The sequence below is a fragment of the Nonomuraea sp. NPDC005730 genome (genome assembly GCF_040630865.1).
Taxonomy (GTDB): Bacteria; Actinomycetota; Actinomycetes; order Streptosporangiales; family Streptosporangiaceae; genus Nonomuraea.
On record NZ_JBEXYK010000024.1, the window covers coordinates 1 to 21,192 of the forward strand.

The window sequence follows — 21,192 nt, forward strand, 5'->3', positions numbered from 1 at the left end:
AGTAAATTCGATGGGTGGCGCCTGCGTGCTAGACGGGGGGGAGCGGCGGGCGGGGGCCCCCGGGCGGAACCTCCGCCGGGCGCCTCTCGCACGCCCGGGCCCCCTCCCCACCGCAGTGGACCGGTCGTGCTTCCACCCCACCAGGCCAAGCGGTGGTTTCACACGATGTATGTGGGTGCTCTGACCCTGGACATCCTGCTCGGCGACGTGCATTCGCTGAAGCAGAAGCGCTCTGTCGTCCGGCCTCTGATCGCCGAGCTGCAGCGACGTTACCCGTCCATCGCGGTGGCCGAGACCGGTCATCTTGACCTGCATCGCAGGTGCGAGGTGGGCGTCGCGGTGATCTCCGCCTCTGCGGGTAACTGCAAAGAGGTGATGGACGCCTGCGAGCGGATGGTGGCCTTCCGCCCTGAAATCGAGTTGCTGTCAGCCAGACAGCGGCTCTACAACGACGAAGATTGAACGACAGCACGGCCAGGTCGTGCGTGAGGGGGAGCGAACATGGTGGATGCCGCACGAGCGCGCAAGCTCGCCGACCGCATCCAGCAGATCGTCGCCGAGATGCTGGAGCGCCGGATCAAGGACCCGCGCCTGGGCTTCGTCACCGTGACCGACACGCGCATCACGGCTGACCTGCGTGAGGCGACGGTGTTCTACACGGTGTTCGGCTCCGACGCCGAGCGGTCCGACAGCGCGGCCGCCCTCGAGAGCGCCACGGGCATCATCCGCGCCGAGGTGGGCCGCCAGACCGGCGTGCGCTTCACCCCGACGCTGACGTTCCGGCACGACCCGCTGCCCGACAGTGCCCGCCAGCTCGACGACCTGATCAACGCCGCCAGGGCGCGGGACGCCGAGGTGGCGCGCCGGGCCGAGGGCGCGGCCTACGCCGGCGAGGCCGACCCCTACAAGAAGCCCGATGAGGGTGAGGACGACCAGGCGTGACGTCGCACGTGCGCGCCCGAGCCGAGCAGCCCTCCCAGGAGGCCACGGGGATCCCCGAGGCCGCCTGGGAGCGCGCGGTCCAGCTCATCGGCCAGGTCGACGAGGTCGCCCTGGCCTGTCACGTGTCGCCCGACGGCGACGCGCTCGGCTCGATGCTGGCCGTCGGTTACGTGCTGCGCTCGATCGGCAAGCGGGTCGTGGCCTCCTTCGGTGACCAGTACTTCGCGGTCCCGCGGATCCTGCGGTTCCTGCCGGGGCAGGAGATGTTGTGCCCGCCGGCCGACTACCCCGAGGCGCCGGCGTTGATGATCACCTTCGACTCCTCCACGTTCGAGCGGCTGGGCCTGCTCAGCCCCAACGCGGCCAGGGCGGAGGAGGTCATCGTGATCGACCACCACCCGTCCAACGCCGGGTTCGGCACGCACAGCCTCATCGACCCGCGGGCGGCGGCCACGGCCATGCTGGCCGAGCAGCTCATCTACCGGCTCGGCGGCAGCCTCGACCGGGACATCGCCACCTGCCTGTACACCGGCCTGGTGACCGACACGGGTTCCTTCCGCTACGCCTCGACCACGCCGGCCGTGCACCGGATGGCGTCCCGGCTGGTGGCCACGGGCCTGCACACCGACGAGATCGCCCGCGAGCTGTGGGACCGTTCGCCGTTCGGCTACCTCAAGGTGCTGGCCAGGGCGCTCGACCGGGTGCAGCTGGAGGGTTCCATGGTCTGGACGTACGTGCCGCGGGTCGACCGGGCCGCGTACGGGCTGCCGTACTCGGAGATCGAGGGCATGATCGACATCGTCCGGCGTACCGACGAGGCCGAGGTCGCGGTCGTGCTCAAGGAGGACGACCACGGCGACTGGCAGGTGTCGACCAGGTCCAAGGGCGCGGTCGACGTGGCGGCCGTGTGCGCCGCGCTGGGCGGCGGCGGGCATCACAACGCGGCCGGGTTCACCTCCTACGACAGCGTGGAGGAGACCATGGCCAAGTTCAGACGAGAGCTGGGGAAGGCTGGATGGCCGAGAGCGGTCTGATCATCGTCGACAAGCCGGGCGAGTGGACCTCGCACGACGTGGTGGCCAAGATGCGGCGCATCGCGGGCACCCGCCGCGTCGGGCACGCCGGCACGCTCGACCCGATGGCCACGGGCGTGCTGGTGATCGGGGTGGAGAAGGCGACCCGGCTGCTCGGACACCTGGCGCTGACCGAGAAGGTCTACGAGGCCACGATCCGGCTGGGCGTGTCCACCAACACCGACGACGCCGAGGGCGAGACCGTGGCCACGGCGTCGGCGGCGGAGGTGGGCGCGGCCGAGGTGCACAAGGGCGTCGAGGCGCTCACCGGCGCCATCATGCAGGTGCCGCCGCAGGTCAGCGCCATCAAGGTCAACGGGCAGCGGGCGTACAAGATGGCCCGCGCGGGCCAGGAGGTCGCGCTCGCGGCCCGGCCCGTGACCGTGTACGGCTTCGACGTGCTCGACATCAGGGCCGCCGGCGACGTCGTGGACGTCGACGCGGTCGTCACCTGCTCCAGCGGCACCTACATCCGGGCCCTGGCCCGCGACCTGGGAGCCGCGCTCGGCGTCGGCGGCCACCTGACGAGCCTGCGCCGGACCCGGGTCGGCCCCTACGACCTGTCGCTGGCCCGGAGCATCGACCAGCTCGCCGAGGAGTGCATGGTGCTGCCCATCGGCGAGGCGGTCTCGGCGGCGTTCCCGCGCCGGGACGTGACCGCCGAGGAGGCGCGCGTGATCGGCCACGGCGGCCGGCTGCCCGCGGCCGGGCTCGGGGCCGGGCCGATCGGCGTGTTCGGGCCGGAGGGCGAGCTGCTGGCGCTGGTGGAGGAGCAGGGGCGGATCGCCAAGCCGCTGGCCGTGTTCGCGGGCTGAGCGCCGCCACCGGGCCGGCCGTGTTGGCGGGCTGAGCGCCGCTGCCAGGGCCGGCCGTGTTCGCGGCCGGCCTGCGGGCCCGTCGTCAGGCGGGTTTGCGGGCGACCAGGATGTCGCGGACGATAGCCTGGTCGACCCAGTGCTCGAAGTCGGGGTAGTCCATGACCTCCAGGCCCGCGCCGGTGAGGATCGCGGCCAGCTCGGCGCTCTTGCCGCCGTAGGTGTTCCAGGAGATGCCCATCGCGCCGCCGGGGCGCAGCAGCTCGGCCCAGACCGGCACCGCCTGCCTCAGCAGCTCCAGCGGGCTGCGGGACAGGCCGCCGCCGCCCTTGCTGCCGTGCTGGACGCCGTAGGGGGCGTCGGTCACGACGACGTCGAACGTGCGGGGCTTGAAGAACTCGCGGCTCTTGAGCGTGTCGGCGTTGACCACGGCGAGCTGCTGCACGTCGCCCGCCTTGACGGCCTCCTTCGACAGCCCGAACGTGACGTTGAGCCGCCGCCCCACCAGCGCCCGCGCCCGCCGCACCGGCACGGTCTCGGCGGTGTGCTTGAGCCGCTTGTTGCGCAGCCAGGTCTTGACGAACGTCGTGTACGCCTCGAAGTCCTTGCCGTCGACGTCGAGGCCGTAGGCGTCGTAGCCGTACATGAGGGCCTGGTTGAGGGTGGTGCCGCGGCCGCACATCGGGTCGAACACCGACAACCTGCCGGACATGGGCCGGTCTGAGGCGAGCACGGTGACGTTGAGCAGCAGCTTGGTGAAGTGTTCGTTGGTCTTGCCGGCGTATTTCTGGATGGTCAGCAGGTCGCTGCTCAGCCGGTCGAGCGGGCGCATGGCCAGCGGGCGCAGCAGGTCGCCCTCGACGCCGAAGACCGCGTAGACGGAGGAGAGGTTGGACAGCAGCGCGACGTCGGACTCGGAGAGCGGCTCGGCGGTCTCGAACGTGATGTACGGGACGCCGCCGATGGTGGTCTCCGCGCTGCTCAGCACGGTGTTCTCGATGGCGTGGTCGCTGAAGACGGCCAGCTCGCCCCTGGTCAGGCGTGGGGAGCTCTCGCCGTAGACCCGGTTGAAGGCGGGCAGGATCAGGAGCGCGTATCGAGGCATGATGGCTCATCCTACTTGCGGGAATACCGCGCTCCGCCCCTCGATTGGAGGTGAGCGGGAGGTGCATGGCAGGCTTGTCTCGGATTGATCTGCCACGAGCGAATGGGGCCTAGCGTGCGGGGTTCGAGAAGGTCTGTGGTGACCATCGGCGTGTACGACGGGGTCCATCGCGGGCATCGCAAGGTGATCGAGCGGACGGTCGAGCTGGCCCGCGAGCGGGGGGCGCGCAGCGTGGCGGTCACGTTCGAGCCGCATCCCGACGAGGTGGTGCTGCCGGGCACCCGGCGGGCGCGGCTGACCACGCTCAAGCGGCGCGCCGAGCTGCTGGCCGAGCTGGGCATCGACGACGTCGAGGTGGTGGAGTTCACCCTCGACCTGTCCAGGACGAGCCCCGACGACTTCGCGCAGGGCATGCTGAGCGAGCGCCTCGGAGCGGCGGTGGTCGTGGTCGGGGCGGACTTCACGTTCGGGCACCACGCCGTCGGCGACGTCGAGACGCTGCGCACGCTGGGCGACAAGTACGACTTCGAGGTCGAGGTGGTGCCCCTGCTCGACGGCGTCTCCTCGACCTCCGCCCGTGAGCTGATCGTCGCCGGTGACGTCGAGGGGGCCGCCGCCGAGCTGGGCCGTCCCCATCGGGTGGAGGGCGTGGTGGTGCGCGGCTACCAGCGGGGGCGGCAGCTCGGCTTCCCGACGGCCAACGTCGAGACGCCGCAGCAGACGGCCATCCCGGCCGACGGGGTCTACGCGGGGTGGCTGGAGTGCGTCCCGGTGGCCAACCTGCCGGCACCGTACGAGGGCGAGCGGTGGCCGGCGGCGATCTCGGTGGGGACGAACCCGACGTTCGAGGGCGTTCCGCGTACGGTGGAGGCGTACGCGCTCGACCGCGACGACCTGGAGCTGTACGGGGTGCACGTGGCGGTGGAGTTCGCCGCCCGGCTGAGGGGCAACACCCGTTTCGAGTCGATCGAGGCGCTGATCGACCAGATCCACGCCGACGTCGACGCCGCCCGCCGCATCACGTCGTGACACCGGGCGGCGACGTCAGCAGTCGTGGGCGTGAAACGCTTGACTCCGATGGTAACCTTGCATGTCGGCTCTGTAACGGTGGCGCTCTGCGCTGCTCATGACGGCCTTCACGCGGCGACTGTAGGCACGCACGGTCGTTCGCACTCTCATCTCATTCGCGCGTGTCCGTAGCTCGAAGGAGAGCCGTGTCCCTCGACACCGCTGCCAAGAAGACCATCATCGGCGAGTACGCGACGACCGAAGGCGACACCGGTTCGCCCGAGGTGCAGATCGCGCTGCTCAGCAAGCGCATCAGCGAGCTCACCGAGCACCTGAAGACGCACAAGCACGACCACCACAGCCGTCGTGGCCTGCTTCTGCTCGTCGGTCGCCGGCGTCGTCTGCTGAAGTACCTGCAGAAGGTCGACATCCAGCGTTACCGTTCGCTCATCGAGCGACTCGGTCTGCGCCGATAACATGAAAGGGAGCGGCGTAGGACGCCGCTCCCTTCTCATATGGCTCCGCCCATGTGGGTAGGGGCACACACGACCGGCGCGTCGTGGCGGCGAACCGCCGCGCCGTCGGCGTACAACTGAATATCCGAGACACACAGCCCCCGCGTCCGATTCAGCACCATGCGACCCGCGACGCCTGCGGGCCGGTCCTCGGTAGTGGCTTCCGGTAAGAATGACCGGGCGCTTCGATCGAAGACCGGCGCTGCACCTTCTATGGGGAGACGCGCTGATGGATCGCCGCCACCGTGCCACCGGGCACGACGGATGGGCGGCAATCTGACGAGCGGGTCCTTTCATAGGCACGAGGGTGCCGGTGAGAAAAGAGGGCGCGGGTGACCGACCACAAGGAGGTCCCCCGTGGAGGGTGTCCACACCGCTGAAGCCGTCATTGACAACGGCTCTTTCGGCACGCGCACGGTCCGGTTCGAGACCGGCCGTCTCGCGCGCCAGGCGGCGGGTTCCGCCGTCGCCTATCTCGACAACGACACGATGGTGCTTTCGGCCACCACCGCGTCCAAGGCTCCCAAGGAGAACTTCGACTTCTTCCCGCTCACGGTCGACGTCGAGGAGCGCATGTACGCCGCGGGCCGCATCCCCGGCTCGTTCTTCCGCCGTGAGGGCCGTCCGTCCGAGGACGCGATCCTGACCTGCCGCCTGATCGACCGGCCGCTGCGCCCGTCGTTCGTCAAGGGCCTGCGCAACGAGATCCAGGTCGTCGCCACGGTCATGGCGCTCAACCCCGACCACCTCTACGACGTGGTCGCCATCAACGCCGCCTCGCTGTCCACTCAGCTCGCCGGGTTGCCGTTCTCCGGCCCGATCGGCGGCGTGCGGGTCGCGCTGATCGAGGGCCAGTGGGTGGCCTTCCCGACGCACCCCGAGCTGGAGCGGGCCACGTTCGACATGGTCGTGGCGGGCCGCGTGCTCGACGACGGCGACGTCGCGATCATGATGGTCGAGGCCGAGTCCACCAAGGACACGCTCAAGCTGGTCGCCGAGGGCGCGGTCGCGCCGACCGAGGAGACCGTCGCGCAGGGTCTTGAGGCCGCCAAGCCGTTCATCAAGGTGCTGTGCGAGGCGCAGTCCCGCATCGCGCAGGTCGCCGCCAAGGAGACCACCGAGTACCCGGTCTTCCTCGACTACCAGGACGACGTCTACAACGCGGTCGAGGCCGCGATCAAGACCGAGCTGGCCGCCGCGCTGACCATCGCCGGCAAGCAGGAGCGCGAGACCGAGCTCGACAAGGTCAAGGCGCTGGCCGCCGAGCGGCTGCTGCCCGACTTCGAGGGGCGCGAGAAGGAGATCTCCGCCGCGTACCGCTCGGTGATGAAGAAGCTCATGCGCGAGCGGGTCGTCAAGGACGGCGTCCGCATCGACGGCCGTGGCACCAAGGACATCCGCGCCCTGTCGGCCGAGGTCCACGTGGTGCCCCGGGTGCACGGCTCGTCCCTGTTCGAGCGCGGCGAGACCCAGATCATGGGCATCACCACGCTGAACATGCTGCGCATGGAGCAGAACATCGACACGCTCAACCCTGAGCGGACCAAGCGCTACATGCACAACTACAACTTCCCGCCGTACTCCACCGGTGAGACGGGCCGCGTGGGCTCGCCCAAGCGCCGCGAGATCGGTCACGGCGCGCTGGCCGAGCGGGCGCTCATCCCGGTGCTGCCCTCGCGCGAGGAGTTCCCGTACGCCATCCGCCAGGTCTCCGAGGCCCTCGGCTCCAACGGCTCCACCTCGATGGGCTCGGTCTGCGCCTCCACGATGGCGCTGCTGGACGCCGGTGTGCCGCTCAGGGAGATGGTCGCCGGCATCGCGATGGGCCTGATCAGCGAGGGCGGCAGCTACGTCACGCTGACCGACATCCTCGGCGCCGAGGACGCCATGGGCGACATGGACTTCAAGGTCGCCGGCACCAAGGACGTCATCACCGCCCTGCAGCTCGACACCAAGCTCGACGGCATCCCCGCCTCCGTGCTGGCCGCCGCGCTGAAGCAGGCCAAGGGCGCCCGTCTGGCGATCCTCGACGTGATGCAGGAGGCGATCGACTCCCCGGCGGAGATGAACCCGACCGCGCCGCGCATCATCACGATCAAGGTCCCGGTCGACAAGATCGGCGAGGTCATCGGCCCGAAGGGCAAGATGATCAACCAGATCCAGGACGACACGGGCGCCGAGATCACCATCGAGGACGACGGCACGATCTACATCGGCGCCACCGACGGGCCCTCGGCCGAGGCGGCCCGATCGGCGATCAACAGCATCGCGAACCCGCACATGCCCGAGGTCGGCGAGCGTTACCTGGGCACGGTCGTCAAGATCGCGGCCTTCGGCGCGTTCGTCTCGCTCATGCCCGGCAAGGACGGCCTGCTGCACGTCTCCCAGATCCGCAAGCTGCACGGCGGCAAGCGCATCGAGAACGTCGAGGACGTCATGGGCGTCGGCGAGAAGATCCAGGTCGAGATCGCCGAGATCGACGGCCGGGGCAAGCTCTCCCTCGTGCCCGTCGAGGTCATCGAGAAGGAGGCCGCCGAGAAGGAGGCCAAGGCCGCGACCGGCGACGAGGACGGCGAGGCTCCCGCGCCCGAGGCCGACTCCGCCGCCGCCGAGGACAAGCCGGAGCGGCCGCGCCGCACCCGGACCCGCGTGCGCACCAGCCGCCCCAACGAGGGCGACGACCGCAACTCGTGACCGGGCAACCACAGTTCTCGGCACCCCCGAAGCAGGAGGCCTCGTGATGACCACCACGCTGCACCCCGGCAAGGACGGAGCCGGGGTCGTCAGGCGCACCGTCCTGCCGGGCGGGCTCCGTGTGGTGACCGAGACCATGCCGACCGTGCGTAGCGTCGCGGTCGGCATGTGGGTCGGCATCGGCTCGCGTGACGAGGCCCCCGAGCACACGGGGGCCACCCACTTCCTCGAACACCTGCTGTTCAAGGGCACGCCCACGCGGGACGCGATGGAGATCTCGGCCTCCATCGAGGGCATCGGCGGCGAGATCAACGCCTTCACCGCCAAGGAGTACACCTGCTACTACGCGCGGGTCCTCGACGAGGACCTGCCCGTGGCGGTCGACGTGCTCGCCGACGTGGTGACCAGCTCGCTGGTCACCGAGGAGGACGTCGAGTCCGAGCGCGGGGTGATCCTGGAAGAGATCGCCATGCACGACGACGACCCGTCCGACGTGGTGCACGAGCAGTTCGCCGCCGCGCTCTACGGCGACTCGCCGATCGGCCGGCCCATCCTGGGCACGGTCGACTCGATCAACGCCCTGGGCCGCGAGCGCATCGCCGAGTACTACCACCGGTACTACCGGCCGCGTACCACGGTGGTGTCGGTGGCGGGGAACGTGCGGCACGAGGAGGTCGTCGAGCTGGTCGCCCGCGCGTACGAGCGGGCGGGCGCGCTGGAGGGCCCCTACGAGTTCGCCCCGCCGCGCACCAGCGGGCCGGGCGCCGAGACCCGTTCCGGGGTCAGGGTGCTGGACCGGCCTACCGAGCAGGCCAACCTGGTGCTCGGCACGACCGGCATGTCCCGCACCGACGACCGCAGGTTCGCGCTCGGCGTGCTCAACGCCGCGCTGGGCGGCGGCATGTCCTCCCGGCTCTTCCAGGAGATCAGGGAGAAGCGCGGGCTGGCCTACTCGGCCTACAGCTACACCTCGGCCTACGCCGACACCGGGCAGTTCGGGATCTACGTGGGCTGTCTGCCCTCGAAGATCGACGACGTGCTGAAGATCTGCCGCGACGAGGTGTCCCGGGTGGTGGCCGAAGGCATCACCGCCGACGAGATCATGCGCGGCAAGGGGCAGATGCGCGGCGGGCTCGTGCTCGGGCTGGAGGACACCGGGTCGCGCATGTCGCGGATCGGGAAGAACGAGCTGGTCTACGACGAGCTGATGTCGGTGGACGAGGTGCTGGCGCGGATCGAGGCGGTCACTCCCGACGAGATCGGGGAGGTCGCCCGTGACGTCCTGAACCGGCCGCTCACGCTGGCCGTCATCGGGCCGTACGGGGACAAGGACTTCTCGGACGCCATCGCCTGACGGGTCCGCCCCGGCTGGGGTTCTTTCGAAGGGGGAGAGCGGGATTCCGCTCTCCCCCTTTCGGGTTTCGGGGCCGAGGGCCTTCGGGGGCGGGGATGGGGTGCTTGGGAGGGGGGCGGAGGCGTAATAGGGTTGGGGCGTGATCAGGGTTGGTGTGCTGGGCGCGCGTGGTCGCGTGGGCGTCGAGGTGTGCAAGGCGGTCGAGGCGGCGGACGACCTGGAGTTGGTGGCCGCGCTCGACAAGGACGATCCCGTCGAGGGGCTCGAAGGCGCCGAGGTGGTGGTCGACTTCACCCATCCCGACGTGGTCATGGGCAACCTGGAATGGGCCATCGCCCACGGCGTGCACCCGGTGGTGGGCACCACGGGGTTCGACGTCGGCCGGCTGGAGACCGTGCGCGGGTGGCTGGAGCGGTCGCCGGGCGTCAACTGCCTGATCGCCCCCAACTTCGGCATCGCGGCCGTGCTCATGATGCACTTCGCGCAGCAGGCGGCCCGCCACTTCGAGTCCGTCGAGATCATCGAGCTGCACCACCCGAACAAGGCCGACGCCCCTTCTGGCACCGCCCGGCGTACCGCTGAGCTGGTGGCCGAGGCGCGCGGCAAGGCCGGGCTCGGCCGGATGCCCGACGCCACCAGCACCGCCCTCGACGGCGCCCGCGGCGCCGACGTCGGCGGGGTGCACGTGCACGCGGTGCGCCTGTCCGGGCTGATCGCCCACCAGGAGGTGCTGCTCGGCGGCGACGGCGAGATCCTCACCATCCGGCACGACACGATGAGCAGGTCGGCGTTCACGCCGGGCGTGCTGCTGGGCGTGCGCCGGGTGCGCGAGCTGCCCGGCCTCACCGTGGGCCTGGAGCCCCTGCTCGACCTGTGACCGCTGCACGACGTGCCCATGACCGCAGCGGACCGGGGTCATGGGCACGTCGTGAGGAGAGGGTCCCGGCTCCGCACAGCCGGGCCTACGATCATCAACACTAATACCAGCGGCGTGGTCCACCCGAAACATGAGATCGTGTCGTCATGGTGCGATGGGCCGACCCCGACGAGCTTGCCGGGCTGATCTCCGTGGAACTGGCCGCCGACAAGCTGTTCGAGCAGGCCGGCATAGTCTTCCCGGCGGGCACGACCATGGTCGAGGACGTGACGGACGCGACCTCGGTGCTGGTCGAGGGCGACCCGCCGGCCGGGTTCGCGATGATCGGCTGGGTCGACGGCAACCTGCATCTCGACCAGCTCGCGGTGCACCCCGACAACATGCGGCAGGGCATCGGCGGGCGGCTGGTGGAGGCGGTGGCCGACCACGCGCGGGCGGTCGGGGCGCCGGCGGTCACGCTGACGACGTTCCGCGACGTGCCCTGGAACGCCCCCTGGTACGAGCGGCACGGCTTCGTGGTGCTGCCCGAGGCCGAGTGGGGTCCGGAGCTGCGCGCGCTGGTGGAACACGAGCGTGAGCTGGGCATCGAGGTGGCGCCGCGGGTCGTGATGCGCCGATAGCCTGGGCGGGTGAGCCGGTTTCGTGATGAGTTGTGGCAGGTCGTCGGCGGTGTGTACGACCAGATCCTGGCCCACCCGTTCCTGTCCGGGCTGACCGACGGATCCCTGCCGCGCGAGGCGTTCCGCCACTACGTGGTGCAGGAGGCGCACTTCCTGCCCGACTACGCCAGGGCGCTGGCGGCCTGCGCGGCGCGTTCGCCGGAGCCGTCCGGCGTGCAGCGTTTCGCCCGCGACGCCGCCATGACCGTCGAGGTCGAGCACAGCCTCGTGGTGGAGCTGCTGGCCGCGTTCGGGCTGGACGAGGCCGACGCGCGCAAGACGCCCGCCGGGCCCACGACGGTCGGTTACACGTCGTACCTGGTGCGCACGTGCTCGCTGGGCACGTTCCCGGAGGCGTTGGGCGCGATCGTGCCCTGTTACTGGATCTACGCCCGGGTCGGCGAGACCCTGCTCGGCCGTTCCTCGCCCGACCCGCTCTACGCCTGGTGGATCGACACCTACGGCGGCGAGGGCTACCAGGAGACCGTGGCGGGGGTGCTCGACCTGCTGGACGGGCTGGCGCCGGGCGGCGAGGAGCGGCTGCGGCTGCTCGACCGCGCGCTCACCACGGCCCGCTACGAGTGGATGTTCTGGGACGCGGCCTGGCGCCGGGAAGGCTGGCCATGCGGCTGAGGGACCTCCTCCAGGCCCGCCAGCTCGCCCTGAAGGTGCTGACCGGGCACGACCTGCTCGACCGGCGCGTACGCGGTGTCGCCACGACCGACCTGCCCGACCCGGCCATGTTCGTCAAGGCGGGCGAGCTGGTGCTCACCGAGCTGACCTGGCACACCGGTCCGGCCTCCGCGCGTGACTTCGTCGCGAACCTCGGGGACGTGGCGGCGCTGGTCGCCGGCACCGCGCTCAAGGTGCCGCCGGCCGACCTGATCGACGCCTGCGCCGAGGCCGGGCTGCCGCTGCTCACCCTGCCGGTGGACGTGCCGTTCAGCCAGGTCACCGAGCACGTGTTGCGGGCCCTGATCGCCGAGCTGGGCACGCCGCCGCGGCCCGCGTACGCCGCCCGCAGGCGGCTGGCCAGCACCCTGGTCGACGGCGGCAGCCTCACCAAGCTCGTCACGGCGGTGGCGGGCGAGCTGGACGTGCCCTGCTGGGTGCTCTCGCCCACGGGCCGGGTGGTCGTCGGCTCGCAGCCGCTTCCTGTCGCGGCCCGGCTGCGGCTGGCGCACACGTTCCTGACCGCGCGTTTCCTGCCGGGGATGGTGACGCAGGAGGACGGCACGGCGCTGTCGGTCTTCCCGGTCAGCAAGGGGGCGCCGCACCGCATCGCCAACTGGTTCCTGGCGTATGCGGGTGAGCAGGTGCAGGGGGAGAACGAGGACCTGGTCGTCGAGCTGGCCGCGCTGGTGGCGCTGGAGCGCTCGCGGCTGGAGGCGGCGCAGCGCATCGAGCGGCGGGTGCTCGACCAGCTCCTGACGCTGCTGGAGTCGGGCGACGCGGCGCTGCCCGGCGTGGTCTCGCGGCTGCACACTCTGCACGTGGAGACCGAGCACGGTCTGCTGGCCGTCGCCCTGTCGGCGCGGCTCGACGGCGGCGGCGACGAGGTCGCCGTGCCCGTGCTGGACGAGCTGCTGCGGCCGCTGGCGCCCGGCATCGTCACGGCCACCGGCCCCGCCGAGGCGGTCGCGCTCGTCCCGCTGGCGGGCAACACGGCCGACGAGCTGACGGCCCACGTGCTCAGGGGCGCGCGCACCCTGGAGGCGGGGCTCGGTCAGGGCCGCATCACGCTCGGGATGAGCAGCGTGACGACCGGCCCGGCGGCGCTGAGCAGCCTGATCGAGGAGGCCAGGCACGCGCTCACGCTGGCCGGCCTGAGCGGCGACCGGGTCAGCGTGATCACCGGCGACGACGTCAGCTCCCACCGCACGCTGCTGGCCGCCATCCCGGGGGAGCTGCGCCGGGCGTTCCGGTCGCGGCTGCTGGGGCGGCTGGAGTCGTACGACGCGGCCAACCAGACGGACCTGCTGGAGACGTTGCAGGCGTACCTGGAGGAGTCGGGCTCGTGGGCGGCCACGGCCGAGCGCCTGCACGTGCACGTCAACACGCTGCGCTACCGGCTGCGCCGGATCGAGGAGCTGACCGGCAGGTCGCTCAACTCCTGGGACGAGCGGGTCGACTTCATGCTGGCCCTCAGGATGCGCTGAGGATGCCGGCCCTCAGGATGCGCCGAGGCGCGCCCGCACCTCCTCCACGCCGGGGTTGACCAGGGCGGAGCCGTCCGGGAAGACGACCGTGGGGATGAGCCAGGAGCCGCCGTTGAGCTCGGCGATGTGGTCGACGGCGCCGGGGGTCTCGTCCACGTCGATCTCGGTGTACGGGATGCCGGCGCGGGAGAGCTGGGCCTTCAGCCGGTGGCAGTGACCGCACCAGGGAGCGCTGTACACGGTGATCATGTATTTCCGATTCGTTAGGTGGGTTTGACTGGTGACACAGGCGCCGAATACTCTCATGTGCCAACTGGAGTTTACCGGTAGACACTGCAGCTAGGCGGGTTGACCGGTCGTGTGAAAGTAGGGTCCCCCGGTGGCCGATCTGCCTGTCTCCCGGCGTTCCGTCCTGCGGTCCGCCGCCTTCGCGGGGGCACTCGCCGTGCTGCCCGGCCTGCTGTCGGCGTGCGGGCCGGCCGAGCCCGCCGGGACGAGCGCCAAGAAGAGCCTCGACGTCCTGCGCGTCGCGCTGCCCTCCTCCATCGGGTCGCTGGACGCGGCCAAGGAGGCGGGCATCATGAACTACGTCGTCGCCCTCCTCGTGCAGGAGTCCCTGGTCGGCGTCGGCCCGGACGGCAGCCTCCAGCCGTCCCTGGCCGAGTCCTGGGCCAGGAAGGACGCCACCACCTACGTCTACAAGCTGCGCGCCGGCGTGACGTTCTCCGACGGCAGCCCGCTCACCGCCGCCGACGTGGTCGCCAGCCTGAACCTGCACGCCAAGAAGGGCTCGACCACCGCCTTCGCCTACGCCTACGCCAACGTGGACACGATCGAGGCCACCGGCGACGCCGAGGTGACGATCAAGCTCAAGAGCCCCGACGCGGCGTTCGCGTGGGTGCCCACGCCCGGCACGCTGCTGGTGACCAGCGCGAAGTTCATCCAGGCCACCGGCGAGCGCATCGGCACGCCGGAGGGCAAGCTGCTGGGGACGGGGCCGTACAAGGTGGCCGAGTTCGCCCCCGACTCGCACGTCACGCTGGAGCGCAACGACGCCTACCGGGGCGGCAAGCCGGCCTTCCGGCAGATCAGGATCGACTTCATCGCCGAGGAGTCCACGCGGCTGCTGGCCATGCGCGGCGACAACGTGGACGTCGCGCTCAACGTGCCCGCCGAGCAGATCGACCAGTGGAAGGCGGTGCAGGGCGCGCAGGTGCTGACCGCCGCCGACCGTTCGCTGGTCACGCTGGCCTTCAACACGGCCAAGAAGCCCTGGGACGACGTGCACGTGCGCCGGGCCGTCGCCCACGCCGTGGACCGGGAGGGCATCGTCAGGAGCGTGCTGCGCGGCCACGGCAAGGTCGCCACCGCCATCCCGGACCCGGCCCAGTGGGGCGGCGTGCTGGACGAGGCCGGGGTCGCCGCCCTGTACGCGTCCATCCCCCAGTACGGTTTCGACCTGGCCCAGGCCAAGGCCGAGCTGGCGAAGTCGGCCACGCCGCAGGGGTTCGCCGACACGCTCACGTACCCGAGCAGCGGCCCGCAGCTCGGGCGGGCGGCGCTCACCCTGGCCGAGAACCTCAAGACCATCGGCATCACGCTGGAGGTCAAGGAGGTGCCGCTCGAACAGTGGATCGCCGACCTCGGCAAGCACGGCTCCGGCGTCTACCTCGGCTGGTACTTCGCCACCACGGGCGACCCCGCCGAGTACGTCCAGCAGCTCCTGCACGGCGGCGCCACCGGCGAGAACGGCACCAACATCGCCGAGTACGACAACGCCGAGGTGACCGGCCTGCTGGACCAGGCCAAGGCGGGCACCGACGACGCCGCCCGGGGCAAGCTGCTCGGCCAGGCGCTGGTCAGGGCTGCGGCGGACGTGCCGTACCAGCCGCTGTGGTGGGGCGAGGCGGCCACCGCGTTCGGCAAGGCGGTCGCCGCCGAGGGCTTCGGACCCTACTTCTTCGTCGGCCCGTGGGCGACGAAGGTGGCCGCGCGCTGATGACCGAGGCCATCCACGAGCACCGGGCGGCCGGGACGACCGACCCCATCGGCGTGCACCAGGCGCTGGCCGGGATGCGCCATCCCGAGTCGGTGTCGCTGCACCCCGGCGGCGACCGCGTCGCCTGCGTGATCGACGGCGTCGCGTACGTCGTCGCGCTCGACGGCGCCATGGAGGCCGCGGGCGACTGCCACGGCCCGGTCCGCTGGCTGCCCGACGGGCGGCTGCTGCGCACGCCGTCGCCGTCCGAGCTGGCCGTCGACGGCTGGCGGGCCCGCGTGGACGGCGAGATCGAGGACCTGATCCCCGGCGACGACGGCACCGTCCTGGTCCGGCTGGCCGACCCCGGCAGCGAGCGCGACGGCAGCCACCTGGGCCTGCGGGTGCACGACCCGTCCGACCCGTTCGTCCTGACGCCGGGCGGGCGGCTGCGCCGCCTGGCCTGGTTCGAGCTCGGCGACGACCGCCCGCGCGAGCTCGCGCTGCCCGGCCTGACCGTGTGGGACGCCGACTGGCGCGGGCGCCGCGCCCTGGCCGTGACCTCGCCGGACGAGACGCCCGCCGGGTACTACCGGCCCCGGCTCGACCTGGTCGAGGACGGCGAGGTGCGCACGTTGCACCGCACGTCCTGGCAGCTCGCCCGGCCCCGGCTGGCCCCGGACGGGCGGGCCGCCGTGGTGGTCGAGGGGCTGTCGATCGTCTCGGGCCGCGTCCTGCGGGCCGACCTGGTCACGGGTGAGGTCGCGTACCTGGGCGACCTGGACGACGTCACCGACCTCGGCTGGCTGGACGACGACACCCTGTGGTTCACCGGCTGGTCGGGCACCGGCGTGCACGGCGGGGTGCTCAGCGCCGCCGACGGCCGCGTGCTGAGCCGCTGGACGGCCCGGGGAACGCTGGGCGGCCGCGACGGCCAGCCCTCGCTGTCCGTGGACCGCACCGGCACGGTGGCCGCGGCCTGCTGGGAGAGCCCCGAGCGCCCGCCCGAGGTCGCCGTGGCCGTCCTCCGGGAGGGCGACTGGCGTCAGGTCACCGCGCTCAACGCCGGGCTGGCCGGGCTGGCTGCGCGCCAGGAGGAGATCACCTGGACGGGCCGCGACGGCCTGCCGGTCAGCGGCCTGCTGCTCACCACCCCCGGCGCCGGAGAGGGCCCCAGGCCGCTGGTCGTCATGGTGCACGGCGGGCCCACCTGGTTGTGGTCCAGCTCGTTCGCGCCCGCCGAGTCCAACCAGCTCGCCCTGCCGCTCGCGCACGCCGGCGCCGCCGTCCTGCTGCCGAACCCCAGGGGCAGCAGCGGCCGCGGCCAGGACTACGCCCGCGCGGTCATCGGCCAGGTCGGCGCGGCGGACCTGGACGACGTACTGGCCGGCGTGGACCACCTGGTCGCCGCCGGCGTCGCCGACCCGGACCGGACCGCGGTCATGGGCCTGAGCTACGGCGGCTACCTGACCGCCTGGGCCGTCACCCGCACGAGCCGCTTCCGCGCCGCCGTCGTCATGTCCGGCGTGAGCGACTGGCTGAGCTTCTCCACCGCCAGCAACCTCGCGGGCGGCTTCGACCCGCTCTACCACGCCGGCGCAGACCCGGCCACCAGCGAGGGACGCGAACGCCTGGCCGCCCGCTCACCCGTGCACCACGCCGCGAAGGCCGCCACCCCGACCCTGATCCTGCACGGCGAGCGCGACCGCACCACCCCTCCCGGCCAGGCGGAACAGCTCTATCGTGCCTGGTCGGCGGCGGGCGTGAGGACTCAGCTGGTCCTCTACCCTCGGGAGGGTCACGAGCTGGTCGAGCCCGCCCACCGCAAGGACGCGGCGGAGCGCGTGATCGGCTGGCTGACCGCGGGCGGGGTGTTGTGATGGGCTGGGCCGGGTTCCTGCTGCGCAGGTCCGCGGGCACCGCGGCCGTCGTGCTGCTGCTGTCGGCGGGCGTGTTCGGCCTGCTCTACCTGGCCCCGGGCGACATCCAGCAGACCCTGCTCGGCACCCGCCCGGCCACCGCCGACACGATCGCCGCCCTGCGGGCCCGCTACCACCTCGACGACCCCGTCGCCGTCCAGTACCTGCGCTGGCTCGGCGGCGTGCTCGGCGGCGACCTCGGCACCTCGATCAGGACCGGCCAGCCGGTCGCCGCGATGCTCGGCGAACGCCTGCCGCGCACGCTCGTCCTGACCGGCTACGGCACGCTCCTGGCCGCGCTGGCGGGCCTGCCGCTCGGCGTGCTGGGCGCGCTGCGCAAGGGCCGGGCGAGCGACCGCCTGGTGGTGACCGCCGGGGTGGTGGGGCTGAGCGCGCCGCCGTTCGCGGTCGGCCTGCTGCTGCTCGTGGTGTTCGCGCTGGGGCTCGGCTGGTTCCCCGTCTACGGCACGGGGGAGGGATTCGCGAGCGAGCTGTGGCATCTGACGCTGCCCGCCGTCGCGCTGGCGGCCGGGGCGGCCGGGATGCTGCTGCGCTTCAGCAGGGCCGCGCTCGTCCGCGAGCTCGACCAGGACTACGTGGTCTTCGCCCGCGCCCGCGGCCTGAGCGCGCCCGTCGTGCTCGGCTACGCCATGCGCAACTCGCTGGTGCCCGTGCTGACCGCGGCCGGGCTCGTCGTCACCGGCATGCTCGCCGGGACCGTGCTGGTGGAGGTCACGTTCGCGCTGCCGGGGCTCGGGTCGCTGCTGGTCGACTCGGTCACCTTCAAGGACGTGCCGGTGGTGCAGGCGCTCGCGCTGCTGCTCACCCTCCTGATCGCCGCCGTCAACCTGCTGGTGGACGTCGCCTACTCGGTGGCCGACCCGCGCGTGCGGCTCGGCGGGGGGCGCGTCGTGATCGCGGGCCGTACGCGCGGGCGTGCCGTGCTCCGCCGCTTCCCGATCGCGGTGCCGCTGGCGCTGGCCGTGCTCGTGGTCGTCGTGGCCGCCGCCGCGTTCGCGCCCTGGCTGGTCCCCGGCGCCACCGCCCAGGACCTGATGACCGGCATCACCATGCCCGGCCCCGGCCACCCGCTCGGCACCGACGACCTGGGCCGCGACGTGCTGAGCCTGCTCGTCGCGGGGGCCCGCACCGCCGTGCCGGGGGCGTTCGCCGTGGCCGCCGGCTCCATGCTGATCGGCAACCTGCTCGGCCTGGCCGCCGGATACTTCGGCGGCTGGACGGACACCCTGGTCATGCGCTGGGCCGACCTGATGTTCTCGCTGCCCGCGCTGCTGGTCGCGATCGTCGTGGCGGGCGTGCTCGGCGGCGGCTACGGCCTGGCCGTGGCCGTGCTGGTCGTGCTGTTCGCGCCCACCGACACGCGCGTGGTGCGCGGCGCCGTCCTGGAGCAGCGGCACCGGCCCTACGTCGAGGCGGCCCTGCTCAAGAACCTGTCGTCCTGGCGGATCATGACCCGGCACATCTGGCCGAACATCGTCCCCGTCAGCCTGGCCTCGGCCTTCCTGAACTTCGCCTTCGCCCTGGTCTCGCTGTCGTCGTTGTCGTTCCTCGGCCTGGGCGTGCCGGCCGGCTCGCCCGACTGGGGGCGCACGCTGGCCGACAACCGCACCCAGCTGCTGGCCAACCCGTGGGCGGTCATCGCGCCCGGCCTGGCCGTGATCGTCACCGCCGCCGCGCTCAACCTGGTGGGTGACTGGCTGCACGAACGTTTCGAGCGGAGGGCCCGGTGACCATGCTGCGGGTGGCCGACCTGACCGTACGGCAGCCGGACACCGGCCGTACGCTGCTGTCGCAGGTGTCCTTCGAGGTCGCCGCCGGCGAGTCGGTGGCGATCGTGGGCGAGTCCGGCTCCGGCAAGTCGCTGACCGTCCGCGCGCTGCTCGGGCTGCTGCCCGCCGGGCTGGAGTCCACCGGCCGGGTGGAGATCGACGGGCGGCGGGTCGACGACGACCCCAAGGCCAGGCGGCGGCAGCGCGGCGGCACGGTCTCGTTGCTCATGCAGGACCCGTTCACGCTGCTCAACCCCCTGCGCAGGGCCGGCAAGCAGATCGCCGACGGCCTGCCGGAGGGCGCCGACCCGAAGACCGAGGTGCCGCGGCTGCTGGCCGAGGTGGGGCTGCCGGGCGAGGTGGCGGGCCGCTACCCCTTCCAGCTCTCCGGCGGCATGCGGCAGCGGGTGGGCCTGGCCTGCGCGCTGGCCGCCGCGCCGCGGATCCTGCTGGCCGACGAGCCGACCACCGCCCTCGACGCCACCACGCAGCGCGAGGTCCTCGCCCTCATCCGCCGCATCCAGCGCGAGCGGGACATGACCTTCCTGCTCATCACCCACGACCTGCGGCTGGCGTTCTCGATGTGCGACCGGGTCGTGGTCATGTACGCGGGCCGCGTCATGGAGGTCGGGCGCGCCGCCGAGCTGCGCAAGGAGCAGCGGCATCCGTACACGCGGGCGCTGCTGGCCGCCGAGCCGCCCGCCGACCGGCGGCTGCCGGTCATCCCGTCCGTGCCGGGCTCGGTGCCGGCCCACGACGCGGTGGCCGGGCGCTGCGGGTTCGCCGACCGGTGCGCGCACGCGGGGGAGGAGTGCCGCGCGGGCGTCCCCGCCCTGGTGCCCGTTCCGGGCGCGGAGGTTCGCCTGTCGGCCTGCGTACGGGCCGCCGCGCTGCCCGAGGCGCCGCCGCCTCCGCAGGGCGTGCCGTCGCCGCCGCGCACCGCCGCCGCGCCCCTGCTGGCGGTGACGGGCCTGCGGAAGACGTACGCGGGCGCGTCGCGGCCGGCCCTGGCCGGCGTGGACCTGACCGTCGCGCCGGGCGAGGTCGTGGCCGTCGTCGGCGAGTCGGGGTCGGGCAAGACCACGCTGGCCCGCTGCGTCACCGGCCTGGAACGCCCCGACGCGGGCGTCGTCACCCTCGACGGGCTCGACTGCTCCGACCACAGCCGCATGTCCCGCCCGGCGGTCCGCCAGGCCCGCCGGACGGCACAGATGATCTTCCAGGACCCGTACTCGACGCTCAACCCGGCGCGTACCGTCGGGGCGACGCTCAAGGAGGCGCTCGCCGCCGAGGGACGCCCCACGGACGTCGGCGCGCTGCTGCGCCTGGTGGGCCTCGACCCCGCACTCGCCCGCAAGCGCCCGGCCGGCCTGTCGGGCGGCGAGCGGCAGCGCGTGGCCATCGCGCGGGCCGTGGCCGGCGAGCCCCGCCTGCTGGTCTGCGACGAGCCCGTCTCCGCCCTCGACGTCTCCGTGCAGGCGCAGGTGCTCACCCTGCTCGCCGGGCTCAAGGAACGCCTGGGCATGGGCCTGCTGTTCATCACCCACGACCTGGCCGTCGTCCGCCAGCTCGCCGACCGCCTGTACGTGCTGCGGGCCGGCGAATGCGTCGAGACCGGCGACGTGGACCAGGTGCTGGACGCCCCCGCCCACCCCTACACCCGCGAGCTGCTGGCCAGCGTGCCCGACGGAAGCAGCCGCTGGCCCGGCTAGTCGTAGGAGATCAGCGTGAGCATCCGGCAGCCGCGCTCGCCGGTCGAGTAGACGTGGTCGACCTCGGCCCCGAACCGCACCGCGTCGCCCTCGCCCAGCCGCACCGACCACGTGTCGCTCTCGACCGTCACCTCGCCGGACACCACGTAGGCGTGCTCCACGGACCCGTGGCCGTGGGCGCTCCTGGCGCTGCGCGTCATCGGCGGCAGCTCGCCCTCGGCCAGCTCGAACCGCCGCCGGTCGGCCGCGGCGAACAGGCCGCGCACGGTCGTGTCGCCCACGGCCACCGGCAGGCCCTCGCTCCTGCGCAGCACCTCGGGCTCGGCGAGCCGGGTACGGGTCAGCTCGGCGAAGGTGAGCTCCAGCGCGCCCGCCAGCCGGGTCAGCACCTCGATCGTCGGATTGGCCACGCCGCGCTCGATCTGTGAGATCAGCGCCTTGCTCACCCCGGTCAGCTCGGCCAGCTCGCGGACGCTGAACCCCCGGGCCAGCCGCGTGCGCCGCAGGTTGCCCGCCAGCGCGCCGCGCACCCCGGCGGCCTGCCCGTTGGTGACCGCGAGTTCCTGCCGCACGTGGTGAGTCCTTCCTGTCC

At 72.3% G+C, this 21,192-nt stretch carries 19 protein-coding genes; 16 read left to right on the plus strand and 3 right to left on the minus strand.

The annotated features are described in order from the left end of the window. The first annotated feature begins 165 nt into the window (after window positions 1–165). Genes ABZ444_RS25780 through truB form a run of 4 tightly spaced genes read left to right on the plus strand, consistent with a single transcriptional unit; the run spans window position 166 to window position 2,830 of the window. Window positions 166–462: a DUF503 domain-containing protein gene (locus ABZ444_RS25780; RefSeq protein ID WP_358001951.1), complete on the plus strand. Its 297-nt coding sequence runs from the start codon at window positions 166–168 to the stop codon at window positions 460–462. Between the two features lie 39 nt (window positions 463–501). Further along, a complete protein-coding gene (gene rbfA / locus ABZ444_RS25785) occupies window positions 502–942 on the plus strand; it encodes a 30S ribosome-binding factor RbfA (protein ID WP_358001694.1) in 441 nt (146 codons plus the stop codon). Next, window positions 939–1,976 (plus strand): bifunctional oligoribonuclease/PAP phosphatase NrnA, encoded by a 1,038-nt coding sequence (locus ABZ444_RS25790; protein WP_358001697.1) that lies wholly within the window; start codon window positions 939–941, stop codon window positions 1,974–1,976. Before rbfA ends, ABZ444_RS25790 begins: the two co-directional genes overlap by 4 nt. Then, window positions 1,958–2,830, plus strand: a complete 873-nt coding sequence (truB, locus tag ABZ444_RS25795; protein ID WP_358001700.1) for a tRNA pseudouridine(55) synthase TruB — start codon at window positions 1,958–1,960, stop codon at window positions 2,828–2,830. Before ABZ444_RS25790 ends, truB begins: the two co-directional genes overlap by 19 nt. Window positions 2,831–2,915: 85 nt before the next feature. Here truB and ABZ444_RS25800 read toward each other — a convergent pair whose 3' ends face one another. Continuing rightward, on the minus strand, window positions 2,916–3,935 hold the full coding sequence (locus ABZ444_RS25800) for an SAM-dependent methyltransferase (RefSeq protein WP_358001703.1): 1,020 nt from the start codon (window positions 3,933–3,935) through the stop codon (window positions 2,916–2,918). A 102-nt stretch (window positions 3,936–4,037) separates the two neighbouring features. Between ABZ444_RS25800 and ABZ444_RS25805 the strand changes: the two genes are divergently transcribed. The 8 genes from ABZ444_RS25805 (at window position 4,038) to ABZ444_RS25840 (ending at window position 13,201) form a co-directional block, all read left to right on the plus strand. Further along, complete coding sequence (locus ABZ444_RS25805; protein ID WP_358001706.1) at window positions 4,038–4,964, plus strand: bifunctional riboflavin kinase/FAD synthetase; 927 nt, start codon at window positions 4,038–4,040, stop codon at window positions 4,962–4,964. 185 nt (window positions 4,965–5,149) lie between these two features. After that, window positions 5,150–5,419, plus strand: coding sequence for a 30S ribosomal protein S15 (gene rpsO / locus ABZ444_RS25810; RefSeq protein ID WP_195896693.1), 270 nt, complete (start codon window positions 5,150–5,152; stop codon window positions 5,417–5,419). Between the two features lie 396 nt (window positions 5,420–5,815). Further along, window positions 5,816–8,152 carry a polyribonucleotide nucleotidyltransferase gene (locus tag ABZ444_RS25815; protein WP_358001709.1) on the plus strand — a complete coding sequence of 779 codons (2,337 nt, stop codon included), beginning with the start codon at window positions 5,816–5,818 and terminating at the stop codon, window positions 8,150–8,152. A gap of 46 nt (window positions 8,153–8,198) precedes the next feature. Then, window positions 8,199–9,506: a pitrilysin family protein gene (locus tag ABZ444_RS25820; RefSeq protein WP_358001711.1), complete on the plus strand. Its 1,308-nt coding sequence runs from the start codon at window positions 8,199–8,201 to the stop codon at window positions 9,504–9,506. Between the two features lie 139 nt (window positions 9,507–9,645). Continuing rightward, window positions 9,646–10,383 carry a 4-hydroxy-tetrahydrodipicolinate reductase gene (gene dapB / locus ABZ444_RS25825; RefSeq protein WP_358001714.1) on the plus strand — a complete coding sequence of 246 codons (738 nt, stop codon included), beginning with the start codon at window positions 9,646–9,648 and terminating at the stop codon, window positions 10,381–10,383. A 146-nt stretch (window positions 10,384–10,529) separates the two neighbouring features. Beyond that, window positions 10,530–11,003, plus strand: coding sequence for a GNAT family N-acetyltransferase (locus ABZ444_RS25830; RefSeq protein ID WP_358001717.1), 474 nt, complete (start codon window positions 10,530–10,532; stop codon window positions 11,001–11,003). Between the two features lie 9 nt (window positions 11,004–11,012). Then, the gene (locus tag ABZ444_RS25835) at window positions 11,013–11,675 is read left to right on the plus strand and encodes a TenA family protein (RefSeq protein ID WP_357694398.1); all 663 of its coding nucleotides are present in this window, start codon (window positions 11,013–11,015) and stop codon (window positions 11,673–11,675) included. Next, entirely contained in the window at window positions 11,666–13,201 is a 1,536-nt protein-coding gene (locus ABZ444_RS25840) for a helix-turn-helix domain-containing protein (protein ID WP_358001720.1), read from the plus strand. The genes ABZ444_RS25835 and ABZ444_RS25840 overlap by 10 nt, the downstream gene beginning before the upstream one ends. A 12-nt stretch (window positions 13,202–13,213) precedes the next feature. Here ABZ444_RS25840 and ABZ444_RS25845 read toward each other — a convergent pair whose 3' ends face one another. Next, entirely contained in the window at window positions 13,214–13,450 is a 237-nt protein-coding gene (locus ABZ444_RS25845) for a glutaredoxin domain-containing protein (protein WP_357988065.1), read from the minus strand. A 130-nt stretch (window positions 13,451–13,580) separates the two neighbouring features. Between ABZ444_RS25845 and ABZ444_RS25850 the strand changes: the two genes are divergently transcribed. The 4 genes from ABZ444_RS25850 to ABZ444_RS25865 are packed head-to-tail and all read left to right on the plus strand — an operon-like array spanning window position 13,581 to window position 20,600. Beyond that, window positions 13,581–15,200 carry an ABC transporter substrate-binding protein gene (locus tag ABZ444_RS25850; RefSeq protein ID WP_358001723.1) on the plus strand — a complete coding sequence of 540 codons (1,620 nt, stop codon included), beginning with the start codon at window positions 13,581–13,583 and terminating at the stop codon, window positions 15,198–15,200. Further along, complete coding sequence (locus tag ABZ444_RS25855; RefSeq protein WP_358001726.1) at window positions 15,200–17,059, plus strand: S9 family peptidase; 1,860 nt, start codon at window positions 15,200–15,202, stop codon at window positions 17,057–17,059. The genes ABZ444_RS25850 and ABZ444_RS25855 overlap by 1 nt, the downstream gene beginning before the upstream one ends. Beyond that, a complete protein-coding gene (locus ABZ444_RS25860; protein WP_358001729.1) occupies window positions 17,059–18,849 on the plus strand; it encodes an ABC transporter permease subunit in 1,791 nt (596 codons plus the stop codon). Before ABZ444_RS25855 ends, ABZ444_RS25860 begins: the two co-directional genes overlap by 1 nt. 2 nt (window positions 18,850–18,851) lie before the next feature. Next, window positions 18,852–20,600 (plus strand): ABC transporter ATP-binding protein, encoded by a 1,749-nt coding sequence (locus ABZ444_RS25865; protein ID WP_358001954.1) that lies wholly within the window; start codon window positions 18,852–18,854, stop codon window positions 20,598–20,600. Here the strand turns inward: ABZ444_RS25865 and ABZ444_RS25870 are convergent. Beyond that, window positions 20,597–21,172, minus strand: coding sequence for an XRE family transcriptional regulator (locus tag ABZ444_RS25870; protein ID WP_358001732.1), 576 nt, complete (start codon window positions 21,170–21,172; stop codon window positions 20,597–20,599). The genes ABZ444_RS25865 and ABZ444_RS25870 overlap by 4 nt on opposite strands. Window positions 21,173–21,192: the final 20 nt, after the last annotated feature.

Coding starts and splice junctions, on each gene's coding strand:
- truB (WP_358001700.1), top strand. CDS start 1,958: ATGGCCGAGAGCGGTCTGATCATCGTCGACAAGCCGGGCGAGTGGACC.
- rbfA (WP_358001694.1), top strand. CDS start 502: ATGGTGGATGCCGCACGAGCGCGCAAGCTCGCCGACCGCATCCAGCAG.
- ABZ444_RS25800 (WP_358001703.1), bottom strand. CDS start 3,935: ATGCCTCGATACGCGCTCCTGATCCTGCCCGCCTTCAACCGGGTCTAC.
- ABZ444_RS25845 (WP_357988065.1), bottom strand. CDS start 13,450: ATGATCACCGTGTACAGCGCTCCCTGGTGCGGTCACTGCCACCGGCTG.
- ABZ444_RS25865 (WP_358001954.1), top strand. CDS start 18,852: ATGCTGCGGGTGGCCGACCTGACCGTACGGCAGCCGGACACCGGCCGT.
- ABZ444_RS25855 (WP_358001726.1), top strand. CDS start 15,200: ATGACCGAGGCCATCCACGAGCACCGGGCGGCCGGGACGACCGACCCC.
- ABZ444_RS25805 (WP_358001706.1), top strand. CDS start 4,038: ATGGGGCCTAGCGTGCGGGGTTCGAGAAGGTCTGTGGTGACCATCGGC.
- ABZ444_RS25860 (WP_358001729.1), top strand. CDS start 17,059: ATGGGCTGGGCCGGGTTCCTGCTGCGCAGGTCCGCGGGCACCGCGGCC.
- ABZ444_RS25780 (WP_358001951.1), top strand. CDS start 166: ATGTATGTGGGTGCTCTGACCCTGGACATCCTGCTCGGCGACGTGCAT.
- ABZ444_RS25820 (WP_358001711.1), top strand. CDS start 8,199: ATGACCACCACGCTGCACCCCGGCAAGGACGGAGCCGGGGTCGTCAGG.
- ABZ444_RS25830 (WP_358001717.1), top strand. CDS start 10,530: ATGGTGCGATGGGCCGACCCCGACGAGCTTGCCGGGCTGATCTCCGTG.
- ABZ444_RS25840 (WP_358001720.1), top strand. CDS start 11,666: ATGCGGCTGAGGGACCTCCTCCAGGCCCGCCAGCTCGCCCTGAAGGTG.